This is a genomic window from Deltaproteobacteria bacterium (assembly GCA_016210005.1).
Classification (GTDB): Bacteria; Desulfobacterota; Binatia; order HRBIN30; family JACQVA1; genus JACQVA1.
The window spans coordinates 1-23,461 of record JACQVA010000001.1; the positions used below are offsets into that span (position 1 = coordinate 1).

Consider the following 23,461-nt stretch of genomic DNA (forward strand, 5'->3'; position numbering starts at 1 on the left):
CCGTGGATTCCCGCTTTCGCGGGAATGACAAATTGCGTCCCTTTCGGCCATGGGCCTCGGCCTGACAGTACACAGTACTGTCAGACTGGTGAGGATTTGCCCGGTCGGCTGCACGTTACCCACAGATTTGTCGCACACCCGATTACGGCTGCCGCGCCACCGCTGCTTGCACCACCACCGCGGCCTTGTTACGACTCGGCGCAAGCCGGCGCGGAGGAGGCATGCCCGATTCGTTTGTTGAAAGCGTGGACTTGCAAGCAATTGCCCGGCGGGTAGGCACGCCCTTCTTCATTTGTAGCGCCGAGGTACTACGGCGGCGGATCAGCGACATCTTGCAGCTGACCAATCACCCGCACCTGCAAGCGCGCTACGCGATGAAGGCCTACTCCACTCGCCGGGTGCTCGAAGCCATGCGCCGGCACGGCCTGTGGATCGACGCGGTCTCGGGCAATGAAGTGTTGCGTGCGCGAGCCGCGGGATTTGCCATCGGGGTCAACCCGCCGGCGGTGCTGTTCAGCGCCGACGTCTTCCGCGACAACGCTCTGGCGGCGATTACCGAGTGCGACATTCTGCCCAACATCGGCTCACCGGGCATGATCGCCGATCTTCAGTCGGCCGGCTGGCGCGGGCCGATCGGGATGCGGCTCAATCCGGGATTCGGGCACGGGCACGTGAGCGAATGTGACACCGGCGGGCCGAGCTCCAAGCACGGGATTTGGCACGATGACGCCGGCGAGGTGCGGCGGGCGGCGGAGCGCGCCGGCTACGACATCGTGTTGTTGCACGCCCATGTCGGTAGCGGTCCGGCGATCGACGAGTTCACCGCCAACACCCAGAAGCTGGCGCACTTCTTTGCCGAGCGTGTACGCGACTACCCGGCGCTGGCAGCGGTCAGCTTTGGCGGCGGCCTGCCGCACCCGTATCGCCCCGATGGCGAAGCGATGGATCTCGGCCCGCTGGGACGCGGGTTGCGGGAAGCGCAGGCGCTGCTGAGCGCACGCGCGGGGCGCGCGTTGCGGGTGGAGATCGAGCCTGGCCGTTACTTCGTCGCGCCTAGCACCGCCTTGATCACGCGGGTAAGCGATGTCAAAGCGACGCGCAGCAACGACAAGGGCCCCGGGCACACCTTTGTGATGGTCGATGCCGGTTTTGTCGATCTGGTGCGGCCGGCGATGTACGGCTCTTATCATCACATCACCGTTCACGGCGCCGATGCCCGTGCGCCACAGGTGCCGGTGATCGTGGCCGGGCCGCTGTGCGAATCGGGTGACGTGTTCACGCGCGGCGCCGATGAGCTGCTGGCCCCGCGCCCGCTGCCGCTGCCGCGGCCCGGGGATTTGCTCGTCCTCCACGACGCCGGGGCCTACGGCGTGGCGATGAGTTCGAACTACACCTCGGTGAGCCGTGCCCCGCAGGTGTGGCTCGAGGACGGCGACGCCTACCTGATGGCCCGCCGGGAAACCCTGGCGGACATCGTTCGGGTGGAGTGCTTCGAGCGGCTGTAAGGCCGATGCTGCGAGCACCCGGATCAGCGACCGGTTACGGCTGCGGGCCGGCCTGCCGCCTCAGAATTGCCAGAATCTCGTCGTGGACTCGCGCGTTGGTGGCCAGGGCCGTACCGCTGTAGATCGTCGGCACACCGGCGAAATCGGTGAAGCGGCCGCCGGCTTCTTCGACGATGATCTTCAGCGCCGCGATATCCCAGGGCTTGAGGTCGACTTCGATCATCGCTTCGGCCTGACCCCGCGCCACGAAGGTGTGGCCGAAATAGTCGCCGTAGCCCCGCTGCCGCGCGCTGGCATCGACGATCCGTTCGAGGGCCGGCCAGTAGCCGGTGCGGCGCAACGCGTTGAGGCCGCCGAACACCACCATCGACTGCTGCAGCGGGGCGCGCTCGGATACGCGCAAGCGCCCGTTGCGATCGTACGCCCCTTGTCCCTTTTGCGCGTACAACAATTCGTCGATCGCCGGCGCATAGATCACACCGAGTGTGATCTCGCCCTCCTCTTCCAAGCCGATCAGTGAAGCGAAGTAGGGGATGCCGCGAATGAAGCTCTTGGTGCCGTCAATGGGATCGACGATCCAGCGCGCGCCGGCTCCCGGTCGCACGCCAAACTCCTCGCCGACCACGCCGTAGTCCGGAAATTCGGCGCTGAGCACTTCGATGATGCGCCGCTCGCATTCGCGATCGGCGATGGTGACGGGCGATTGGTCGGCCTTACTTTCGACCGCCAGCGCCGTGCGGAAATACCTCAGCGCCACCTCGCCCGCGGCCCGTGCGGCGGCAATTGCAGTTTCGAGTCTCTTGTCCATCAGTCCACCCCGCTGGAATTGTCTACCCGAGCACGCGAGCGACTACGCGGTTCACGCCCCGTTCTATCGCCATCGACACGAGCGCCAGGACCGCGGTGGCCGCCACCGCCACCGCCGTAAAGCTGGCCAACGTGGTGCGCTCGCGCATGGTGTCGCCCAGCCAAATGACGTACGGCTGGTGCAGGAGGTAAAGGCCGTACGAATAGGCGCCGACCACGGCCACCGGCGCCTGCAGCCGCGGCACCTGCTCCAGCCAGCGCGCCAAGTTAGCCATCAGCAGCGTCAGGCCGCAGCCGATCAGCGCATCGGCCGCCACGTAGGCCAGCCGCGAGTCGGAGGCGTACAGCCCGGCGACGTAGAGCGCCGCGCCCGCAAGCGCCACCGGCCAAGAGAGCAAGCGGCGGTCAGCCCGCGCGCGGTCGCGCGCGCAGGCGGCGCCGAGCACCATGCCGACCGTGAACTCGAACAGCCGGCAGGTGAACAGGGCGCCTTGCACCAGCGCGCCGCTGTACTCCGAGCCCAACGGGAACAAGAACACATAGCGGGTCACTAGCGTAAGCACGGCGCTGCCGGCAAGAAACACGCCGGCGCCCAGCCGTACCCGCAGCAGGTGCAGCAGCGGGAAGACCGCGTAGAGCTGCAGCAACAAGCCGAAGTACCACCAGGCGGCATTGGCGTAATAGAAGATCTCCGTCAGCGGGACCACTCGGTCTCCGAAGAAGCTGAGCACGAAGCGATAGTCGATCGGCTCCAGATACACTTGCGACGGCGAGGCCAGATAGATCAGATGCGCGCACCAATAGAGCGGGAACAAGCGCACCAGCCGGTTACGGTACCAGGCGCGCCAATCAACAGCGCCGGCCGCGCCCTTGCGGGCGAGCGCGAAGCTGAGGGCGAAGCCGCTCAGCACAATGAAGACCCCGACCGCGTGAAACCCGAGCGAGGAGAAGCCAATGAACAGGGCGCGAGCGGCACACTCCGGGCTGCCCACGCTCGGCCCCAGTTGCTCGCACAGCTGCTGCCAGTACCCCTGATTGAGCGGCCACGGATAGCGGCCTTCGGCGAAGCGCCTGAAGGTGTGGAAATACACGATCCAGAGGATCGACATTCCCTTCACCGTATCCGGCCAGGTCAAGCGCGTTGAAGCGGTCACGCCGTCGGGATAAGCGAAGCCGCCCGCCGGTGCAAGCGCTGGCGCGGAGGGAAGCCGCCAGCTGGTAGGCGGTTGCCATTGGACTCAAAGAGCAGCAGAGTTGAAGCGCGCCTCGCGCGCGCAGAGCAAGGAGTGAGAGCAATGGCCGAGTTCACGCGTGTAACGGCACTGCGGGATATCCCCAGCGGTCAGGGCCGGGCTTTCGAAGTCAACGGCAAGAAGATCGCGGTCTTCAACGTCAAGGGCCGGTATTATGCCATCGACGGCACCTGCAAACACAAGGGCGGGCCGCTGGGCGAGGGCGACTTGGAGGGCACTGTGGTCACCTGCCCGTGGCACGGTTGGACTTACGACGTGACCACGGGCGTCTCGCCGGACGATCCGGCGTGTGCGGTGGCGTGTTACGAGGTGCGCACCGACGGCGAGTGGTTGTCGGTGGCGGTTTAGGCCGGGGCCGCCGCGGCTGGCGCGGCGGCCGGCGCGCAGCGGACCACGCCGCGCCTATGCACGATGAATGATGAAGCCGTGGGTGGGATCGTACGGTGACACGGCCACTGTGACACGGTCACCGGGGATCACTTTGATGTGAAATCGGCGCAGGCGGCCGCTGATGCGGGCAGTGAACTGGCGGCCCTTTTCACCCTGGATACGGAACTGCCCGCCCGCCAGGGATTCCATCACCGTACCTTGGAATTGGATGAGATCGTCTTTGGCCACGGCGAGGCTCCTGCTCCCGGTTTACGCGCCACCGCGCACGCGCATCACGCGCGCTGCCTGCCGGCGGCGGCGGCGGATCGCTTCGCGGGTCTTGCGCCGCTTGCGGTCCCCGGGCTTCTCGTAGTGCTCGTGGCGCTTGAGGTCCTTGAGCAGGCCTTCGCGCATCACCAGCTTCTTGAACGTTCGCAGAGCCGACTCCACCCCGCGGTCATCCACAAACACCGTGAGCGCCTGCGCGCGGCGCGCCGGATATGATGCTCCGTCTCCACTACGGTAACCCGGAACCGGCGCTTCCTCGCGCAGCTCACTCTGTTCGATCATACCGTTCATCCTCCACGCGGCCTGCCGCCCTGGCAGCTCCCGCTCATAAAATCCTAGCTCTCGTTCCCGCCGATATCGGACCGTGCTTCGCACCGCCGCTGCACTCGCAACCGGTGCAACCCCCAACCTGCCCTCACCAGCTCACTCTGCGCGTATCGCCGCCTGGCATATTGGCCAGCGACACCCTGTCGCACCAGGCGGGAGTCGGGCGACAGGCCGGACGCTGCAGAAACACGCGCCTACATAGCAGTGTCAGCGGCCCGAGTCGAGACACCCGAGCCACCAGCACCGGGACTCGTCGCTAGGGCTGGTCGCGTTAGCGTGCTATAGGCTTGCAACCGTTCAGCTGCGGGTTCGGCGCCGGTGTGGGCGCCTCCGGCAGGGGGAGTAGACCATGATCCGGATTCGACTTGCCGTAATCGTCGCCATCGGGTTGTTGTGCGCCGGGCCGGTGCAGGCTCGGCGGGGCGTGCTGCCGTCGAACCAGCGTGTCAGCGCCGCCGGCAAGCAGGTCAATCTCGGGCTCTTTCCTGCCGGCATGGCGATCAGCCGGGACGGGGCCTTTCTGCTTGTCACCAATAACGGCTTCCTCGGCCAATCCCTGATGAGCGTGAACACGACCACGCTGCGAACCAAGTTCCAAACCATCGAGACAGGTTTCAACTCGCTGTTTCAGGGCATTGTGTTGGCCCCCGATGGGCGCACCGGCTTCGCCTCGGCCGGCGGCTGGGAGAACAACACCGGCGAGACCGTCGTGCGCATCGCCACCATTGCGGACGACGGCAAGGTTACCGCCGCCGGCTGCGACAGCGGCGGTTGCATCTCGGTCAACGGCTTCCCGGCGGGCTTGGCCATCAGCCCAGACGGACAGAAGCTGTTCGTGGTGCAGAACCTGGCGCACGCCTTGGCGGTGGTGGACGTAGCCAGCCGTACGATGCTCACCAGCATCGTGGTGGGCAAATCGCCGTGGAGCGTCGCCGTGCACCCGACGCGCCACGAGGTCTACGTGACTAATCGCGGCGACCGCACGGTGTCGATCGTCGATACGGACCTAAACCGTGTGGTGGCGACCGTACCAACGGGCTCGAACCCCAACGCACTGGCAGTGACGCCTGACGGCAGCAAGGTCTTCGTCGCCAACGCCAACACCGACGATCTCACGGTTTTCGACGTCGCCAACCCCACCGCGGCACGGACCATTTCGCTGACCCCGTTCGCAGGAGCCCGCCCCGGCGCCAGCCCCTCGGCGCTCACCATCAGCCCCGATGGCGCGGCCGTCTACGTCGCCCTGTCGTGGGAGAACGCGGTGGCGGTGATCAACGCGGCGACCGAAGCCCTGCAAGGCTACATCCCCACCGGCTTCTATCCCAGCGCGCTGGCCGTGAGCCCGGATGGCCAGACGCTTTACATCGCCAACATGAAGGGTGCCCGCACTTATCCCCGCACGCCCAAGCTGCAGAAAGCCGACTACCGCTTCAACATCGATCTCGGCGGCACGTACGGTGTGCGCGGCACACTATCGGTGCTGCCGGTGCCCAGCGTGGCCAAGCTCGCCGGCTACACCGGCCGGGTGCGCTTCAACAACGGTTACGGTGCCGGGCTGCGGCCGAGCAACCACCGGCCGGCCCCGACCCCCTGCTTTCCGATTCCCTGCGCGGCTGAAGACATAACCCCGATCCGCCACGTCTTCTTCATCGTGCGGGAGAACAAGACCTATGATCAAGTGTTGGGCGATCTGCCCCAAGGCGACGGCGACCCCAGCCTGGTGCTCTACGCCCGCGATCGTCAGGGACGGGAGATCTCGCCCAACACCCGCGCGCTGGCGCAGGAGTTCGTGCTCATGGACCGGCTGTTCGCCAACAGCGAGAAGAGCGAGCCTGGGCACAACTGGGTCATGGGCGCAATCGACACGGATTACGGCGAGCGCACCTGGGTGCCAGTCAGCTTCGAGGTCCGGCCCGACGACATCGGCAGTCACCTTTCCAATGAGGACGGCGACGTCGTCCGCGGCACCGTCTATCCGATTGCCACGCCCGAGGGCGGCTTCTGGTTCGACAATTGCCATGAACACAACGTCAGTTTTCGTAACTACGGCGAATTCCTGCGCACCGACGAAGCCGGTGTGCCGCTGGACTACTGGGCGCAGAACACTAATGACGACTTCTCAGTGTTCGATCTGCGCGTAAGCGACGTGAGCCGTTATGAAGTCTGGCGTGCCGACTTCGAGCAGCAAGTGGCGGCCGGCACGGTGCCGCAGTTCACCTACATCGCGCTGCCGAACGACCATACCGACGGCCGCACCAGCGGCTCCCCGGTCCCCGAGTGGTACGTGGCCGACAACGACTACGCCCTCGGCAAGATCGTCGAGACCATCTCCAACACGACTGAAATATGGGAACATGCAGTGATCTTCGTGATCGAGGACGATCCCCAGTCGGGCGGCGATCACGTCGATTCGCACCGGACGGTGGGCCTGGTGATCGGCCCCTACGTCCGGCGCCGCGCCGTCATCCACACGCGCTACGACATGGCCAGCATGCATCGCACGATGGAGCTGATCCTCGGCCTGCCGCCGATGAGCATCTTCGACCAGATGGCGATCGTCATGCGCGACGTCTTCACCGAGACGCCGGATTTCACTCCGTACAGCGCGCTGCCGCAGCAAATTCCGCTCGCCTACAACGGGGAAGGCACTTCGGGTGCCGCGTTATCGCGGCGCTACAACTTCAGCCGCCCCGATCGCGTACCCGATGCCGTGCTGAACCAGATCCTGTGGGACTACTTCCACGAGCGGGAGCGCCGCCGCTAGCCGGCGCCGCCGCCACTTCGAGAGTCGGGCTCCACGGCCTCCTCCGGCGCCGCCGCAGCGGTGTAGCGATCCATGCGCAGCTGCGCGATCTGCTCCGACACCAGACCCATCATGAAGATGATCACCCCGGTGCTCAGCAGCAGGGCCGCCATGTTGGTGAAACGGTGCTGGGTGAAGAAGGTGTAAGCGTAGTAGCCCAGGCCGGTGGCCAGGAAGGCGGCACTGACCGGCAAGAAGACGCGAAAGGGCGCGAACAGCGTCGCCACCCGGCTGATGATGAGCAAGAAGCGGGTGCCGTCCCGCCACAAGCGGATCTTGCTCTGGCCGGTGCGTTGCCCGAACTCGACCGCGACGTACTTCACCGGCAGCCCGGAGCGCAGCACCGCCAGCGTCAAGGTCGAGGGATAGGAAAAGGTGTTGGGCAGCATATCGACGAAACGCAGCGCATCGCGCCGCCGTAGCGCGCGGAAGCCCGAGGTCAGGTCCTCGATGCGGTACTGGGCCACGTAGCTGGCAAAGCCGCTGTAGAGGCGGTTGGCAAGCAAGCGGTGGTAGCCGGCTTCCGAGCGCCGCACGCGCGCACCGACGACCATGTGGTAGTCGCTCAGGTGTGCCAGCAGTGCCGCAATCGCCGCCGGCGGGTGCTGGCCGTCGCCGTCCATCAGCAGCACCACCTCGCCGCGGGCGGCACGCAGGCCGCTCTTTACCGCTGCGCCGTTGCCGATGTTGTACGGATGGCGGATGACCCGCGCGCCCTGCGCCGCGGCCACCGCGGCGGTGTCGTCGGTTGAGCCGTCGTCGATCACGATGATTTCGTGCGCCGGCAGCGCTTGCGCCGCGATCGCCCGCAGCACCGCCGCGAGAGCGGAGGCTTCGTTGAAGGCGGGGATGATGATGGAGAGTGCCGGCGGCGCCATTTATGGTTCCCGGATCTCGTACAGACCAAATCCGTTCTCACTATACAATAGCAGCAGATACTGGCGGCTGAATTCGGCCCAGCGCTGGCCCGGCGCCGCCGCCAAGTTGTGCTGCACGTAATCGTCGAGCAGGGCGTTGGCTGTCACTAAGTGCGAGATACCTTCAGCCCGCAGCGAGCGGGCGATGGCCGCAGCGCTGTCTGCGGCCTCGATGTGGCGACGCAAGGTCCCGCCCGAGAGGCCGAAGTCGTAAACGTATTCCCGTTCACAGTAGTAACTGCGGTTGCCGAGAAACGCCAGATGAATTCGGGCGGAGGCGGGCAGCTGCGAGTTGGCGACCCGCAACACGGGATACTCGGGAATGAACTGGGCGATGTAAGCATGGCGATCCAGCCTGCCGCTCAGATACGACAGCGGGGCCAGGCGCAGCCACAGCTGCCCGCAGTGGCCCGCGCTGAAGAGCAACGCACCGCCGAGAGCCAGCCCCGCCAAGGCGGCGGTGGCACCGCCGGCGCGGTGCAGGTGCAGCCAGTACTGCACGGTGAGCAACACCAGCGGGGCGACGATCGCGATGCTGTAGCGCACCCGCAAAGCGGTGAGCAAGAACGCCGACAGCGCAAAACCGGCGGCGTAGGCCGCCAGCAGCCACTCGCGGCGGCTCGCGCCCCGCCTCACGGCGGCAAAGCCCAGCAGGAGCAGCGGGCTGAGGACGCCGTCGAAACGGGCCGGATCGCCCTCACGACCGGTGATGAAGATGCGCACCGGCAATAGCGCGATCTCGAGCCAGCTCTCGCCGTAAAGCGCCCGGCGCTGCGTCAGGAAGTCGAGGCTGGCCCGCGCCGGCAACGGGCGCCCATGGAGCAGGGTATTGAACAAGGGGAAGATGGGGTTGCCGGTCTCGGTCCAGTTCTTGATCAACCATGGTGACGGCACCACCAGCGCTGCCGCGATGAAGATCGCGGCGGCTGCCAGCTGCCGGCGGTTGCTCATCGCCGGTTGTGGCAGGAGCACGGTGCCGGCCGCCAGCAAGGGAATGACGAGCATGCCGTTGTACTTGGTGGCGCCCGCGCAACCCGCCAGCAACCCAGCGGTGATCAGCCATCCGGGGCGCGGCTGCTCCGCCCAGGTCAACAGCGCCACCAGCGCGCCGGTGGCGTAGAAGAGCAACCCCAGATCGACGTAGGCGCTGGCCGCCAGCACGAACACCACCGGAGTGCTGAGCACCAGTAGCGCCGCGAGCGCAGCGGCGCCGGGGCCTTCCTGCCGCCGGACATAGAGCGCGAGCAGGGCCGCGCTGGCGAGGCCGTAGAGCAAGTGCAGGAACTTCGGCAGCTGGTCCGGCAGCCCGAGCAGCAGCGGCGTGTACGCCATCTCCAGCAGCATCGGGTAGTACGACTGCTCGGCAAACGGAATCTCGACAATGCGCTGCACTCGCAGGTACAGCGCCGGCAGCGCAAGGTGATGGGTCAGCTCGTCGCGGGCCACCGGCGGCACTAAGTTGAGCACCGCCAGCGCCGCAGCGAGCAACAGGATCCCGGTACCGGCTGCCGCCGCCGGCCGGCTTGATGGCCACAGGGTGAACGCCGCCGCAAGGCAGACGGCGAGCAAGGCCGCGGCAATCAGTGCGGGCACCAGCAAGGCCGGCGCGGCGAAGGCGCTGGCGCTGGCCCGTCCCCACAGCAGGTAGACATCCCCGAGCACACCGGTCCCCACGGCGGCCAGCAGCGACCACCACAGGGCCGTGGTTGCCTCGGGGCGGGGACTGCTCACGTAAATTCCCGGCGCTGAAACAGCGCGACGCTGAGCAAGAGCGTGAGCGCCGTGTAACAGACCGCGTACAAGACGATGTGGGCAAAATACCAGGGCGAAAATCGCTCGCCGAAGATCACTTGGTCGGCGATATTGAAGCGATCGAGGTGCGGCACGATGGCGTACAACAGGCGGGAGCCTTGCTGGACGATCGGCGGGTATTCATCGCTGCCGAAGGCCCGCAAGTACGACGCCGAGCGCCCGGTAACGAACGCCGCCGCGGTAAACAGACCGGCCAGGGCTGGGGTCACCACAATCGAGGAGAAGAACAGGGCCAGAGCTATCAACACCATCAGTTCCAACACGACGGAGGTGGCCGCCAGCAGCAAGCGCCAGTCCACCTGCGGTTCCAGGCCGCGCAGGAAGATCAGCAGTGCCGCGCTCATCAGGGCCACCATGACCGCAACCGTCGCCAGCAAACCCAAGAACTTGCCGAGAATGAACTGCCAGCGTGCCACCGGCTTGGCCAGGATGTTGAAGATCGTGCGCTTGCCCAGCTCCTTGTTCAGCAAGTTGACGCCCAGTACGACGGTGGTGATCACGCCGAAGAGCGAGATGCTCAGCAAGCTGAAGTCCTTGATGAACTTCATCTGGTCGCCGATGGAGGCGGCGCCGAAGACCGCCGCCACCCCCACGAGTAGGAGCGCGAACAGCATGATGGAGTACAACACCTTGTTGCGAATGGCTTCGCGGGCGGTGTTGAGGGCGATGGAGAGCACTTTCACGTTACCCCCCTTCCTGCGGCAACTGCCCGGCTGTAAGCCGTTCCACCAGCGCGCGCAATTCACTATCGCTCGGATTGAGGGCGAGCGAGCGGCGCAGGATCTCGAGTCCGCGCTCGCGCTCGCCCTGGCCTAGCAAGCTGCCACCGAGGCCCTTCAAGCAGTTGGCGTTGGCGGGGGCGAAGCTCAGCGCCCGGCGACAGGCGCGTTCCGCGGCCTGGTAGTCACGCTCACGGTAGAGCAAACCGCAGAGGTTTTCGTTGGCTTTGCTGTGGGCCGGCGTAATCACCAAGGTCTTTCGATACCAGTCTTCAGCGCCCTTCGCCAATCCCTTCTGTTCGTAGATGAGGGCGATATCGAAGGCGGAGTCGTCGTAGTCGGCATAGAGCTCCAACGCCTGGCGCAAGTGCAGCGCCGCCCGATCCAGCTCTCCGCGCTCGTGTAACACCGTGCCTAAGTTGTGGTGGGCTTTGGCACTGCGGGGAGCTGTGCGTACCGTCGCGGCGAACAGCGTCAGATTGTCGCGCCAGTCGCGGTTGCGCAGCCACGTCCGCGCGCTGAAGGCAACCACCACACCGGCCAATAGGCCAAGCGCAAGCCATGCCGGGCGCATGATCCGTCGCGGCGACAGATAAGCCGCCAGCGCCACGACGAACAAGGCGACGCCGGCAGAGGGCAGATAGAGCAAGCGCTCGGCCTTCGTCGTTCCGATGGCGAACAGGAAGTTGCCGGTTAGCGACAGGGTAACGAGCGGGAACACTGCCAGCACGCTCAGGCGCGGGTTCGGTCTAGCCCACCACAACCCGCCAAACAGACTGCCCGCCAGCAGTGCCACGCCGCACAGCGCCGGGGCTGACGCCCAGGACGCCTGCGGCACCACCTGCGACCACGAGTAGTCCGCCGACAGCACCAGTGGTACCAGCAGCAGCCCGGCGTAATCAGTCAGCACGGCACAGGCGGTTCGGATGCGCAACTGCAGCGGGACATAGGCCAGGAAGTTATCGAGCGCTGAGGGCGGTATCGGCGAGGTGAGCGAACCGACGACTTGGGTGCGCGCCAGCACGAACAGGCCGGCAACGGCCAGGAACGGAATCCAGTGTCCGCTGCGCAGCTCTCGGCCTACAGCCGGCGCCAAACTGCCGCCGCGGTGGGCGGCCCGACACAACGTCACCAGAGGGAGAATCGTGATTCCGCTCTCCTTGCTGAACACCGCAGCGCCAAAGGCGACTAACGCCAGCGTATCCCAGCCCGGGCGCGTACTAGCCATCGCCGCCAGCGTGGCAACCAAGGCCAGCATGCCGAACAGCGCGCTCAGCAGTTCGGCCCGTCCGACGATGCTGGTGACGGCTTCGGTATGGACCGGATGCACGGCAAACAGCAGCGCCGCAACCAACGCCACCGGGCGGCTGCGACACCAGCGCCGCCCGAGCGCAAAGACCAGCGCCGTCACCAGCGCGTGCAACCCGATATTGACCGCGTGGAAGGTCCGGGCGCTGGCTGGAGCCAGCTTCTCGTTGAGGGCGTAGCTCAGCAACGTCAGCGGACGGTAGAGATCGCCCGGATAAAGCGGCGTAGCCAAGATGCCCCAGCCATCGAGCGGGCCGGTCACCAGTGGGCTCTGGCGGATGGCCAAGAGGTCATCGAATGTGAAGTCGGCGCCTAGGGCGTTGAGGTACGGGATGATGGCCGCGCCGATCACCAAAGCCAGCGGTCCCCACTCACGGGCTAGGCGTGGCGTCGCCAACATATGCAAGATAGCGTTCTTCGAGCGAGGGCTGCTCGGGCGTGATTGACTCGACAAAACCGTTGGCGGCTGCGATCAAGGCAACGGCACGCTGCAAGGCTGGGCGGTCCGGGAGCCGGAACGACCACTGCGGGCCGCTCGCGCTCCCGCCCAGCTGGTGACCGAGTTGCTGCAGTTGAGGCAGCACCGCCGCCGGTAGCGCGCTCGCCGTGAGCGCAAACGGCCCAGCCGCCTCGCCGCTGCGCGCCATTTCCACAACTTCGCGCACGCGGCCGGCAACCAGAATGGCCACCCGATCACACAGCGCTTCGGTGTCCGGCAGAATGTGCGACGAGAAGATCACGGTCATGCCCTCGTCGTGGAGTTCGGCAATGAGGTCGCGCATTTCCTTGCGGCCGGTAGGATCGAGTCCCGACATCGGCTCGTCGAGGATAGCGAGCTGGGGCCGGTGAATGATGGCTTGGGCGATGCCGACGCGCTGTAAGTTGCCTTTGGACAGCTGGCGCATGGTGCGCCGCAGGAAGGGCCCGAGTTGGAGGCGCTCCACCAGCGCAGCTACCCGCCGGCGGCGCTCGGCGCCCGCGACACCGGCGAGCTGGGCGTAGAAGTGCAGGGTTTCATCGACCGTGAGGTAATCGTAGAAATAGGGCTGCTCGGGCAAGAATCCCATGCGGCTCCTGGCCCGTGGCAGGGTTACCGGCAGGCCGTCGAAGAGCACCTGTCCGCGGCTGGGGCGGAGCAGGCCCAGCATCAGCTTGACGGTGGTGGTCTTGCCGGCCCCGTTGGGTCCGATCAGGCCGAAGACCTCACCGGGGCGGAGCGAGATCGAGACATCTTCGAGCACGCGGATCGGACGCAGCGTCCAGTTGTGCCGGTAGTGCTTCGACAGTCCGACGGCTTCCAGCAAGGCCATAGTCACCAATGCACCGGGTTGCCCTGGCGATACTGCTCACGCGCCTTGCTGGTATAGAGGCGCAACGGCGACTGGCCGGACGTGCTGCGCACCGCCCCGGTGGCTGGATCAAACACGTAGTGGCCGCCGAACGGCTCGCGCGGCAGCGCGGAGATGACCGCCGCCGTCACCAGGGCGTCGAGATTCTCCGGTGGCTGCCCGAACTGCTCGTGGTAACGCCGCACCGCCTCGGTCAAGGCCTCGAGATGGCGGCCAAGCGTCAGTTCGTGGAGGCGCTGTTGGACCACTTGGCGCAAAGAGTCGTCCCGCGTCGAGGCCGCCAGTTCCGTCAGGAAGGACTCGGCCGCCCGGTTGTCCACGCCTTGCGCATAGATGATAGCCGCTAGCCGAGATACATACGGATCAGCACCAGGCAGAGCTGCCGCACGGCCCAGATGAAACGCTGCCGGCTGCAGGTCATCTTTGAAGAAGTAGTAATTGAAGCCCACCAACCAGTGCAGATACCAATCATCCGGGAATTGTCGCAAGCCCTTGTGCAGCAAGGCGATCCCATCGTCGGGCAGGTTGGCCTCCCAGGGCAAGATCACGCCGGCAAAACGGTAGACATGCTGGGCCCGCGGGTCCAAGTCGGTGACCACCTCGCACATCTTCGCCAACCAGCGATACGAGCGGTCGCTGCGGTAGTGGAGGCCGAAGTAACTGATAGTGCGAAACCACAGAACGTCGGCGACCGCGCTGGCATGGCCGAGCGAGGCCACACGCACAAAGCGGGAATCGGGCACATAGGTGAAATCGTGCTCACCGGCCGGCGGCTGAGTTTGTTCAAGTACACCGCTGGCGTAGCGTAAGCCGGCGGCGAGAGCGACGGCCGTACCGGCCATGACGATGCCGGCGAGCGACCGGAGCAACGGCGCGTGGGCGTGGACTGTACCGGCAGCAGGTGGGCGGCGGCTGCGCGGAAGCTGGTGCCCCGCGGTGACATTGCTGTTGGTCATCCCTACGTCCCTACCTCCGGAATCGGGCACTCCCGCGCACAGTCGAGCCACGGGTAACAAACCATCGCACAAATGCAAGCAGGAAGTGCACAGCCAGTCAGTGGGATAGCGGGCGTGAAGTCTGAGTCGGCGTGAAAGCGGCGGCTTGCTGTGCGCGGGAGTGGTGTAGTACGAAACAGGCCGGATGGTGGAGGTTGGGCAATGACCCTGAGGCTGGCGCGGGTGGCGCCGTTGTTGTTCGGCTCCGGGGCGTGCGCGCTGATCTATCAAGTGGCGTGGCTGCGGGAGATGCGCCTGATCTTCGGGGCCTCGACCGCGGCCTCCGCGGCGGTGCTGGCGATCTTCATGGGCGGGCTCGGCCTGGGCAGCGCGCTCCTGGGGCGGCGGGCCGACCGCCACCCGCGGCCGCTGGCCTTCTATGCCAATCTGGAGTTGATGATCGCGGCCTCAGCCGCTTTGACTCCAGGCCTGGTGTGGATTGCGCGGCAAGCGTACGTCGCGCTCGGCGGCTCGGTGGTGTTGGGGTTGGGCCTGGCAACCATCACGCGATTGCTGCTGGCGACGCTGGTGCTGTGCGTGCCGACGATCCTGATGGGCGGCACGCTGCCCGCCGCCGCCAAGGCGGTGGAAACCGACGAAGACATCAACCGGCGGCATCTCGCGGTGCTTTACGGTACCAACACCCTGGGCGCGGTCACCGGCGCGTTCGTCTCCACCTTCTTCATGCTCGAAGTGTTGGGGACGCGCAGCACGCTCTGGTGTGCCGCGCTGTTCAACGTGTTAGTCGGAATCACCGCGCGTGCCATGGCGCGCCGGCAGGGGACGCGCCCGGCGGCGCCGCCGGCTATAGCAGCCGATGAGGCAACAACGGCAGTAGCACCGGCGGGGTTTGTTTTGGGTGCGGCGGCGGCCGTCGGCTTCTCCTTCTTGCTCATGGAGCTGGTGTGGTATCGCATGCTCGGGCCGTTGTTGGGCGGTTCGTCCTTCACCTTCGGACTCATTCTGGCGGTGGCGCTGTTCGGCATCGGGGTGGGGGGCGTGGCCTACGCGCTGACCGGCAACCAACGGCGCGCAACGCTCACCGGTTTTGCGCTGACGTGCTCGCTCGAAGCCGTCTGCGTAGCGTATCCCTATGCCTTGGGCGATCGCGTTGCGTTCCTCGCCATCTTGTTACGCCCATTAGGCAGCCTCGGATTCGGCGGGTTGGTACTGAGCTGGGCGCTGGTTACCGGGCTGGTGGTGTTGCCGGCCGCGGTCATATCCGGAATCCAATTTCCGCTGTTGATTGCACTCCTCGGCCGCGGGGGTGAGCGCGTCGGGCGCCACGTGGGCCAGGCGTACGCCTGGAACACCCTGGGCGCGATCGCCGGCTCACTGGCCGGTGGTTTCGGGTTGTTGCCGGGCCTATCGGCGCCGGGCGCGTGGTCTGCAGTGGTGATAATTTTGGTGGCGCTCGGGGTCGTGGCAACCGTCTTGGGGTTGCGGGCAGAGCGCCAACTGCTGCGCACGGCCCTGCCGGTGGCGGCGGCGCTGACTGCGATACTGATGCTGCGGGCTACGGGACCGACGGCGGCGTGGCGACACAGCCCGATCGGGGCTGGACGCGCGGACCAAGCCCACGCCACGCGCAATAGCTTGCAAGACTGGGCCAACGCCCGCCGCCGTCACGTTCGCTGGCAGGTGGACGGCGTCGAGAGCAGCGTAGCACTGGATGCCGGCAACTCGTACGCCTTCGTGGTCAACGGCAAGACCGACGGCAACGCGCGCAACGATGCCCCAACGCAGGTGATGACCGGCCTGGTGGGAGCCATCCTGCACCCGCAAGCGCGCCGAGCTTTGGTGGTGGGCTTGGGCACCGGCAGCAGTGCCGGCTGGCTCGGGGCCGTCCCGACGATGGAACGGGTGGATGTAGTGGAACTTGAGCCCGCGATTGTCGACGTGGCTCGCGCCTGCACCCCGGTCAATCAGGACGTATTGGCCAATCCGAAAGTGCGGATTCACATCGCCGATGCGCGCGAGGTACTGCTGACTACGCCCGAGCGCTACGATCTGATCTTCTCCGAGCCCTCCAACCCTTACCGAGCCGGCATCGCCAGCTTGTTCACACGGGAGTTCTATGAGTCGGCCGCATTGCGCTTGGCCGAGGGCGGTATCTTCTTGCAGTGGCTGCAAGCATACGAGGTCGATAGCCAAACCGTCCGCACCGTCTTCGCCACCCTGGCATCGGTATTCCCGTCGGTGGAGGTTTGGCGAACGGCTGATGTGGATCTGTTGCTGCTGGGGACAATGAAGCCGATCAGGTACGACCTGCCGGCTTTGCGGGCCCGGGTGCAGCAGGAACCCTTCAAGACGGCGCTGGCCGTCGCTTGGCGCACAACCAGTGTCGAAGGATTCCTGGCGCGCTACGTCGCCGGTCCGTCGCTCGTTTCGGCGATCGCTCAACTCGAAGGCAGCTTTCTCAACACCGATGATCAGACGCTGGTTGAGTATGCCATGGCTCGCAGCGTGGGAAGGAGCAACCTGTTCAACATCGCCGATCTGCGGCAACTTGCGCGCGCACGGCGGGAAGACCGCCCACCGTTAGGCAGCGAGGCGCTCGATTGGGCCGGGGTGGAGGACGAGCGCATTGCGCTGTACACTGCAGTGGGCGTTGCTCCGCCGCTGTGGAGTGACTTGACCGCCGACCAGCAATCGCGCGCAAAGGCCCAGATCAAGTATCTGGAGGGCAATTCCGCCGCCGCGCTGGCGGCGTGGCGTGCGCAATCCCGCGAGCCGGTGGGGCTGGTCGAGCTGCTCGTGCTCGGGGAGGTCTTGGCCGATCGTGGCGATGAAGCCGCCGCCCGCTATATCGAATCATTGCGCCACCAACAGCCGATCGAGGCCGATGCCATGCTCGGCCACCTGCGCTGGCGGCAAGGGCGGTTGCAGGAGGCGGCCGCCGCGCTCACGGCTGCGTTCATCGCCTATCGGAGCGATCCGTGGCCGCTGCCGCACGTGCTGGGCCGGGCTCTTGAGGTGGCAACAGCGGTTGCAGCGGCAGACAAACAATTGGGCGAGCAGCTGCTCGAGGCCTTGACCACGCCCTTCGCGATCCTGGCGCTCGATGAAGAACGCCGCTCAGCGGTGCTGAAGATCGCCACGCAATTGAATTTCGACAAGTACTGTTTGCCTGCGCTGGAGGCGCTGGAGCCGCACGCCCCGTGGCAGCGCGAGGTGCTGCGTGCGCGCGTTCGGTGCTATCGCGCCGCGGGACACCCGCGGGTGGAGCAGGCTGAGGAAGATTGGGGGGCGTTCTTGGCGGGTGAACCAGCGGCTTTTGGGCGTGGGCTGGAGGCGGCCGCACCGGAAGCCGCAGCTGGCGTAGAAGCTTCAACCAGCACCAAGAGAACTGGTGCACAGTGAACAAGGGGCATGGCGCCCAGCCATGCCCCTTGCACGCAATGCCGCGACGGCTTATTGCATACCGCCGTTGGCGCTATCCCAACTAAAGGTCTTCGTTCCGCCGGTCGACTTGGCCGTTCCGGTGAAGGACCCGGTAGCGGCGGTCATACTCACCGTCACCGTGTCAGAGACGGAGACGCCGGGCAGCAACGACATGGTGCCCGGGCCGGTCTTGGAGTCGGTCTTGTAAACCTGGAAGGTGGCGTAGTACGCCTCCTCGCCCGTGGCCGCATTGCGCAGGTCCGAGTTGGCGCGGGCATCAAACCCCCTCTGGCGATACGCGGTGAACTGCGGGATGGCGATGGCGGCCAGGATGCCGATGATGGCTACGACCACCAACAGCTCGATCAGTGTGAACCCCTTGGATTCCTTCAATGATGTCATGTCTATTCTCCTTTGTAATCCTTATATTGATGTAGCAGCTAGCCAAGCAAAGTCATAGTCACTAATTCCCCTAGGGCCCGAGCGCGGCAGAATAGAAGCCGGCAATCCGGTCGATGCAGACCGCCGCGTACAAATTGCTATGAGCTGCCAATGCTCCCATTCGCGGTATCGCTAGTTTCCACGAGCAATCTTCAGCAAGCCGTGTACCAGCGGAATGGCTCGGGCGTTGGTACGGATCGCCGGACCTGAGCGTGAAGTTATTGACGGCAGCCTGTCCGTTTTTGACGGCCAATACGCCCGGCCGGGCAGCAGCCCTTGGGGGCACGCCACCACGCGCTCATTGCGCGCGGCAACGGGCGGTGCGTTGTTGACGATCGGAAGGCGGGACACCCCGCCGGACGCGGCTATTGGAAGCCGCCGAGAGTGCTGTCGTACGAGTACGTCTGCGTTCCCTTCGTGGACTGCGACGTTCCCGTAAAGCTGACACTGCCGCTTGCCACCATCGCCACCGTTACCGTATCCGACACAATCAGACCCGGAAGGATCGCGCTGATGGCGGGACCGGTTGTCGCGTCGGACTTGTAGACTTGATATGAAGCGAAGTAAGCTTCCTCGGCCGTTACTGCGTTACGTAGATCGGAGTTGGCGCGGGCATCGAAGCCCCGTTGCCGGTAAACCGTGAACTGGCGAATAGCGATCGCGGCAAGGATCCCGATGATCGACACCACCACCATCAGCTCGATCAGGGTGAACCCGCGCGCGTACATCTTGGCTTGGCGGGACACTGTACGGGCGGGGTGCGTATCCTTGCCGCGTGACACGATTGTCTCCGATTTCCAGATCCTCATGTTGGCCCAATGGGAAAAAGGGGCATGGCGAACCCGCCATGCCCCTTTGCCCGCAACGCGGCGACAGGCTTATTGCATACCGCCGTTGGCGCTGTTCCAACTGAAGGTCTTCGTTCCGCCGGTCGACTTGGCCGTTCCGGTGAAGGACCCGGTAGCGGCGGTCATGCTCACCGTCACCGTGTCGGAGACGGAGACGCCGGGCAGCAACGACATGGTGCCCGGGCCGGTCTTGGAGTCGGTCTTGTAAACCTGGAAGGTGGCGTAGTACGCCTCTTCGCCCGTGGCCGCATTGCGCAGGTCCGAGTTGGCGCGGGCATCGAACCCTCTCTGGCGATACGCGGTGAACTGCGGGATGGCGATGGCGGCCAGGATGCCGATGATGGCCACGACCACCAACAACTCGATCAGCGTAAAGCCTTTGGTCTCTCTCAGTGCCTTCAGTGTCGTCATTGTGCTTGCTCCCTTTCTTTCCCTGTTGATTTTCTGCCTTATCGATCTTCTGTGTTCGCCTAGTTCTTTGAATCTTCCATGCTCGCCTACCCGGTCGGCCGGTTAAGGGCCGAGGGCCCGTGACGAGCCGAGAGGCGGTCCGTGGGCGCGCCTAGCTCGGTTTCGATCTCGTTGGTAGATCATCGCCGTCATCACGTTTTCGCTTTTCTGGTTGAGCAAGCCACATACCAACGCCGCACCGGCTTGCTGCACAGCGAATCTCTTCACGCGCGTGCGGGTTTTCCACGAAGGCGATGACTAGACCCGCTGTGGAATCCGAAGAGTGACACAAATCGCCCGCGACTTTTTTGACGTTTTCGCCGGGTAGCGACCGCACGTTGGCATCGGTTCCCAAATGCGGCATTCGGTCCGGGAAGTGCGGCGGGAGCAGCAACGCCCTACTCCATACGCAGGTTGCACGGCAGGCACTGAACCGCGATCGGCCGTTGTAAGCTGCTGTGTCGGGCTGGAGCTTTGGAAATGGGCGAGAAGGGGTGGCGGCGCTGTCCACATGTGGGGCTGATTCAGTTCGGGAAATCGTTGCCGGTTTCAAGCCCGTACTTCTGCAGGCGATGGCGCAGCGAGCGGTAATTTATGCCGAGCAGTTCGGCCGCGCGCTTCTTGACACCGCCCGCTTGTTCCAGGGCGCGTAGCAGGGCGGCCTTCTCGAAGGTCGCCAAGTCACGATCGAGATCGAAACGACCTTCGACCAGCGGAGTCGGGGCTGGCGCTGGGGCAGCTCTTGGTTCCGGCGGGCGAGTCATCGGCTGCAGCTGCCCGTTGCCGCTGAGCAAGTAAGCAGGCATATGCTCCTCGTGCGCCGTCTCGCTATCACTCAGTGCTACGGCATGCTCTATGATGTTCTCTAGCTCGCGGACGTTGCCGGGGAAGGCGTACGCCAGCAGTAGCTTTGCCGCCCCTACGGTAAGGCGAGTTACGCGCTTGCCGTGGAGGTCGGAGAACTGCCGCAAGAAATGGCGAATGAGCAGCGGCACGTCCTGACGGCGCTCGCGCAAGGGCGGCAGGTCGATGGTGATGACGTTGAGCCGGTAATACAGGTCTTCGCGAAAACGGCCGGCTTTGATATCGGTGGCAAGATCCCGGTTGGTCGCGGCAATCACGCGCACGTTGACGGCGACGGCGGACTGGCCTCCGACCGGGATGAACACCCGTTCCTGCAATACCCGCAGGAGTTTCACCTGCAGGGCGAGCGGCAGCTCGCCGATTTCGTCGAGAAAGATGGTTCCGCCGTCGGCCATACGGAAATAACCGGCGCGGTTGCCGACGGCCCCGGTAAAGGCCCCCTTCACGTGGCCGAACAGCTCGCTTTCGATCAGGTTCTCGGGGATAGCGCCGCAATTGAGGGCAACAAACGGGCGATCGGTGCGATTGCTGCGCGCGTGGATCGCGCGGGCCACGAGCTCCTTGCCCGTGCCGCTTTCGCCCGTAACCAGGATCGTGGCATCGCTCCGGGCGACTTTATCTATCAGTTCGTGCACCTGGCGCATGGCCGGGCTGGTACCCAGCAGCCCGTCGCGAGGCGCGGCCTCCTCGACCATTTCCTCGCCTGCTTCTCGCGCCAACATCTCGCCCGCCTGCTCACCCTCGAGTTCCTGCGCAAGATCCTGCAACGAGGTGACGTCTTGCAGAATGTAGAGCGCCCCGATGGCGTGCCCATAGGTGTCGCGCAGCGGCGCCGCCATGCAGCGGACCTTGACCTCGCGCTCGTCGCCGCAGCGGTGGGTGAACTCCGTCGGTTGCAGCGGGCTGGTTGACTGCAAGAATGCGGTCCTAGCGGTTGCAGTAAGGTTGAGCGGCGGAAACAGCTCGCCGAGGTCTTTCTCGCGCAACCTGCCGGGCTCGCCCCCCACCAGGGCCTCGGCGATCTCATTGGCTGAGGTGATGCGGCCGTTGGCGTCGGTTGTAACCAGCCCCGAGCCGATGTTGCGCGCCAGGGCTTCCTGCAGCACGGCCAGCTTGTCCCGCTCGCCCTCACGCTCGAGCAGCAACTGCTCGGTTTCGTGCAACCTGCGGGTGAGAGAAGTGGCCAGGATCGCGATCAAGAAGAAGGTGCCGTTGTTGGTAGCCATGCGGATGGCGAGTTGGCCGTCGAACACCGCCGGTGGAAACTGATAGTCGGGCGTCGGAACAACTCCGGCAAGCATGCCGGCGACCAAGCCGGTGTACGCGGCCGTCGCCATCACGGCCGTGGCCACCGCCCCTTGGCTGAAGAGCAGGATGGCCGCATTGATGATCGGCAAGGTATAGAGAAAGGCGAAAGGGCTGTCGGGGCCTCCTGTGAGATAGAGCACCCCCGTAGTTAGCAGTACGTCGAAGCCAACCTGGCCGTGGCTGAAACCGCGCAGATCATGCAGCCGTTGCAACGCGACGGCGGAGGCAATGGCGACAGCGTAGGTCGCGGCGATGATGCCGAAGAGTAAGTTGATCGAGACCACGTACGGGCTGTAACGCCCGCTGAGCGTAACCAGCGAGAGCGCGCCAAGAAACGCCGAAATGATCAGAACGCGGCCGAACAACAGCCAGCGCAGGCGGCGGCGCAGATCCTCGCTGCCGGAGGTGTTGTGATGGCCCTCGATCACTGGATGACCGTTCCGAGCTTGAAGATCGGCAGGTACATGGAAATCACCAAGCCGCCGATGATCACGCCGAGGAACACAATGACCAGCGGTTCCATCAGGGCCGTTAGGTTGTTGACCACTTGGTCGACCTCATCCTCGTAGAAGTCGGCGATCTTTTGCAGCATCGCATCGAGCGCACCGGTGGCCTCGCCGACCGCAATCATCTGGCAGACCATGGGCGGGAACACCTTGCTCTGGGTCAGCGGCTCCGCGATGGTCTTGCCCTCGCTGATGCTCACCCGCGTTCTCAGGATCGAGCGCTCGACCACCTTGTTGCCCGATGTCCGCGCCGTAATCGCCAACGCGTCCAAGATCGGGACGCCGGAGGAGACCAGCGTGCTCAGGGTGCGGCTAAAGCGTGCCACCGACGACTTGCGAATCAAGTCACCGAAGATCGGCACCTGCAACATGAAGCCGTCGATGGCCAGCTGGCCTTGCTCGGTCTTGTAGCTCTGCCGCAACGCCACTATCGCGGCTGCGACGATCGCAGCCATGTAAGGGAAGTAGGCGATGGTAAAATTGCTCAGGTTGATCACGAACTGGGTCGGCATCGGCAGCGCTTGCCCAAAACTACCGAACAGCTCCGCAAAAACCGGAATCACGTAGATCAACAGCACCGCGGTGACTCCCACCGCCACGGTGATGATGGTGACCGGATAAATCATCGCCCCCTTGATCTTGGCGATGAGCTTCATCGCCTTCTCCATGTACACGGCAAGGCGGTGCAAAATGGTATCGAGGATACCGCCAACCTCCCCGGCAGCGACCATGTTGGTGTAGAGGTCATCGAACAGCTTGGGATGTTTGCGGAGCGCGTCGGTGAAGGTCGAGCCGGACTCCACTTCTTCCTTGACCTGGCCGATGACCTTGCCGAATTTCTTATTGTCGGATTGTTGAGCGAGGATGTCGAGGCACTGCACGATCGGCAACCCGGCATCGATCATGGTTGCTAGCTGGCGGGTGAAGATGACTATGTCCCGCGATTTTATCTTCTCACCGAAGCCGGGCAGCGTGATCTCTCGGTCCAGCCCCTTGCCCTTCTCTTTCACCTTCGACGGTATCGGCTGGATGCGCTGCGCGCGCAGCCGCACCAGTACGGCATCACGCGTCGTCGCCTCCATCTCGCCCTGGAGCATCTCTCCGCGTGACGAAACGCCCTGCCATCTAAAAACTGCCATTTTTTTGACCTCCGCAGCGTAAACCAAAACGCCAGAAATTCAGGCACTTGCCAGAATCCCGGCGATTCC

At 65.0% G+C, this 23,461-nt stretch carries 19 protein-coding genes; 4 read left to right on the forward strand and 15 right to left on the reverse strand.

What is annotated here, in order from left to right:
- Positions 1-221: 221 nt before the first annotated feature.
- A complete protein-coding gene (gene lysA, locus HY699_00005; GenBank protein ID MBI4514189.1) occupies positions 222-1,505 on the forward strand; it encodes a diaminopimelate decarboxylase in 1,284 nt (427 codons plus the stop codon).
- 34 nt (positions 1,506-1,539) lie between these two features.
- On the opposite strand, the gene HY699_00010 is transcribed toward lysA, so the two are convergent.
- Complete coding sequence (locus tag HY699_00010) at positions 1,540-2,313, reverse strand: histidinol phosphate phosphatase (protein MBI4514190.1); 774 nt, start codon at positions 2,311-2,313, stop codon at positions 1,540-1,542.
- Between the two features lie 22 nt (positions 2,314-2,335).
- Positions 2,336-3,421: an acyltransferase gene (locus HY699_00015; protein ID MBI4514191.1), complete on the reverse strand. Its 1,086-nt coding sequence runs from the start codon at positions 3,419-3,421 to the stop codon at positions 2,336-2,338.
- Positions 3,422-3,607: 186 nt separating this feature from the next.
- Between HY699_00015 and HY699_00020 the strand changes: the two genes are divergently transcribed.
- Positions 3,608-3,913, forward strand: coding sequence for a Rieske 2Fe-2S domain-containing protein (locus tag HY699_00020; protein ID MBI4514192.1), 306 nt, complete (start codon positions 3,608-3,610; stop codon positions 3,911-3,913).
- A 54-nt stretch (positions 3,914-3,967) separates the two neighbouring features.
- Here the strand turns inward: HY699_00020 and infA are convergent, their stop codons facing one another.
- Together infA and rpsU are read right to left on the reverse strand one after the other, a co-directional pair.
- Positions 3,968-4,183 carry a translation initiation factor IF-1 gene (infA, locus tag HY699_00025; protein ID MBI4514193.1) on the reverse strand — a complete coding sequence of 72 codons (216 nt, stop codon included), beginning with the start codon at positions 4,181-4,183 and terminating at the stop codon, positions 3,968-3,970.
- Between the two features lie 21 nt (positions 4,184-4,204).
- The gene (gene rpsU, locus HY699_00030; GenBank protein ID MBI4514194.1) at positions 4,205-4,504 is read right to left on the reverse strand and encodes a 30S ribosomal protein S21; all 300 of its coding nucleotides are present in this window, start codon (positions 4,502-4,504) and stop codon (positions 4,205-4,207) included.
- A 394-nt stretch (positions 4,505-4,898) separates the two neighbouring features.
- Between rpsU and HY699_00035 the strand changes: the two genes are divergently transcribed.
- On the forward strand, positions 4,899-7,313 hold the full coding sequence (locus HY699_00035; GenBank protein ID MBI4514195.1) for a bifunctional YncE family protein/alkaline phosphatase family protein: 2,415 nt from the start codon (positions 4,899-4,901) through the stop codon (positions 7,311-7,313).
- Here HY699_00035 and HY699_00040 read toward each other — a convergent pair.
- From HY699_00040 to HY699_00065, 6 genes are read right to left on the reverse strand one after another with little or no spacing between them, the layout of a single operon-like run.
- Positions 7,310-8,230 carry a glycosyltransferase family 2 protein gene (locus HY699_00040; protein MBI4514196.1) on the reverse strand — a complete coding sequence of 307 codons (921 nt, stop codon included), beginning with the start codon at positions 8,228-8,230 and terminating at the stop codon, positions 7,310-7,312. The two genes, HY699_00035 and HY699_00040, sit on opposite strands and share 4 nt — an antisense overlap.
- Entirely contained in the window at positions 8,231-10,000 is a 1,770-nt protein-coding gene (locus HY699_00045; GenBank protein MBI4514197.1) for a glycosyltransferase family 39 protein, read from the reverse strand. It lies immediately after the preceding gene.
- Entirely contained in the window at positions 9,997-10,764 is a 768-nt protein-coding gene (locus HY699_00050) for an ABC transporter permease subunit (GenBank protein ID MBI4514198.1), read from the reverse strand. The genes HY699_00045 and HY699_00050 overlap by 4 nt, the downstream gene beginning before the upstream one ends.
- A 1-nt stretch (position 10,765) precedes the next feature.
- Positions 10,766-12,514, reverse strand: coding sequence for a tetratricopeptide repeat protein (locus HY699_00055; GenBank protein MBI4514199.1), 1,749 nt, complete (start codon positions 12,512-12,514; stop codon positions 10,766-10,768).
- Positions 12,480-13,424 carry an ABC transporter ATP-binding protein gene (locus HY699_00060; protein ID MBI4514200.1) on the reverse strand — a complete coding sequence of 315 codons (945 nt, stop codon included), beginning with the start codon at positions 13,422-13,424 and terminating at the stop codon, positions 12,480-12,482. Before HY699_00060 ends, HY699_00055 begins: the two co-directional genes overlap by 35 nt.
- Positions 13,421-14,413, reverse strand: a complete 993-nt coding sequence (locus tag HY699_00065) for a hypothetical protein (protein ID MBI4514201.1) — start codon at positions 14,411-14,413, stop codon at positions 13,421-13,423. The genes HY699_00060 and HY699_00065 overlap by 4 nt, the downstream gene beginning before the upstream one ends.
- Before the next feature lie 201 nt (positions 14,414-14,614).
- Here HY699_00065 and HY699_00070 point away from each other — a divergent pair, with 201 nt between their 5' ends.
- Positions 14,615-17,815, forward strand: coding sequence for a fused MFS/spermidine synthase (locus tag HY699_00070; GenBank protein MBI4514202.1), 3,201 nt, complete (start codon positions 14,615-14,617; stop codon positions 17,813-17,815).
- 51 nt (positions 17,816-17,866) lie between these two features.
- On the opposite strand, the gene HY699_00075 is transcribed toward HY699_00070, so the two are convergent.
- From HY699_00075 to HY699_00095, 5 genes are all read right to left on the reverse strand, one after another.
- Positions 17,867-18,238, reverse strand: coding sequence for a prepilin-type N-terminal cleavage/methylation domain-containing protein (locus HY699_00075; GenBank protein MBI4514203.1), 372 nt, complete (start codon positions 18,236-18,238; stop codon positions 17,867-17,869).
- 404 nt (positions 18,239-18,642) lie between these two features.
- The gene (locus HY699_00080; protein ID MBI4514204.1) at positions 18,643-19,005 is read right to left on the reverse strand and encodes a prepilin-type N-terminal cleavage/methylation domain-containing protein; all 363 of its coding nucleotides are present in this window, start codon (positions 19,003-19,005) and stop codon (positions 18,643-18,645) included.
- Positions 19,006-19,155: 150 nt separating this feature from the next.
- Positions 19,156-19,536, reverse strand: coding sequence for a prepilin-type N-terminal cleavage/methylation domain-containing protein (locus tag HY699_00085; protein MBI4514205.1), 381 nt, complete (start codon positions 19,534-19,536; stop codon positions 19,156-19,158).
- Positions 19,537-20,099: 563 nt separating this feature from the next.
- Positions 20,100-22,175, reverse strand: a complete 2,076-nt coding sequence (locus tag HY699_00090) for a sigma 54-interacting transcriptional regulator (protein ID MBI4514206.1) — start codon at positions 22,173-22,175, stop codon at positions 20,100-20,102.
- Positions 22,172-23,392 (reverse strand): type II secretion system F family protein, encoded by a 1,221-nt coding sequence (locus HY699_00095; protein ID MBI4514207.1) that lies wholly within the window; start codon positions 23,390-23,392, stop codon positions 22,172-22,174. The genes HY699_00090 and HY699_00095 overlap by 4 nt, the downstream gene beginning before the upstream one ends.
- Between the last annotated feature and the right edge of the window lie 69 nt (positions 23,393-23,461).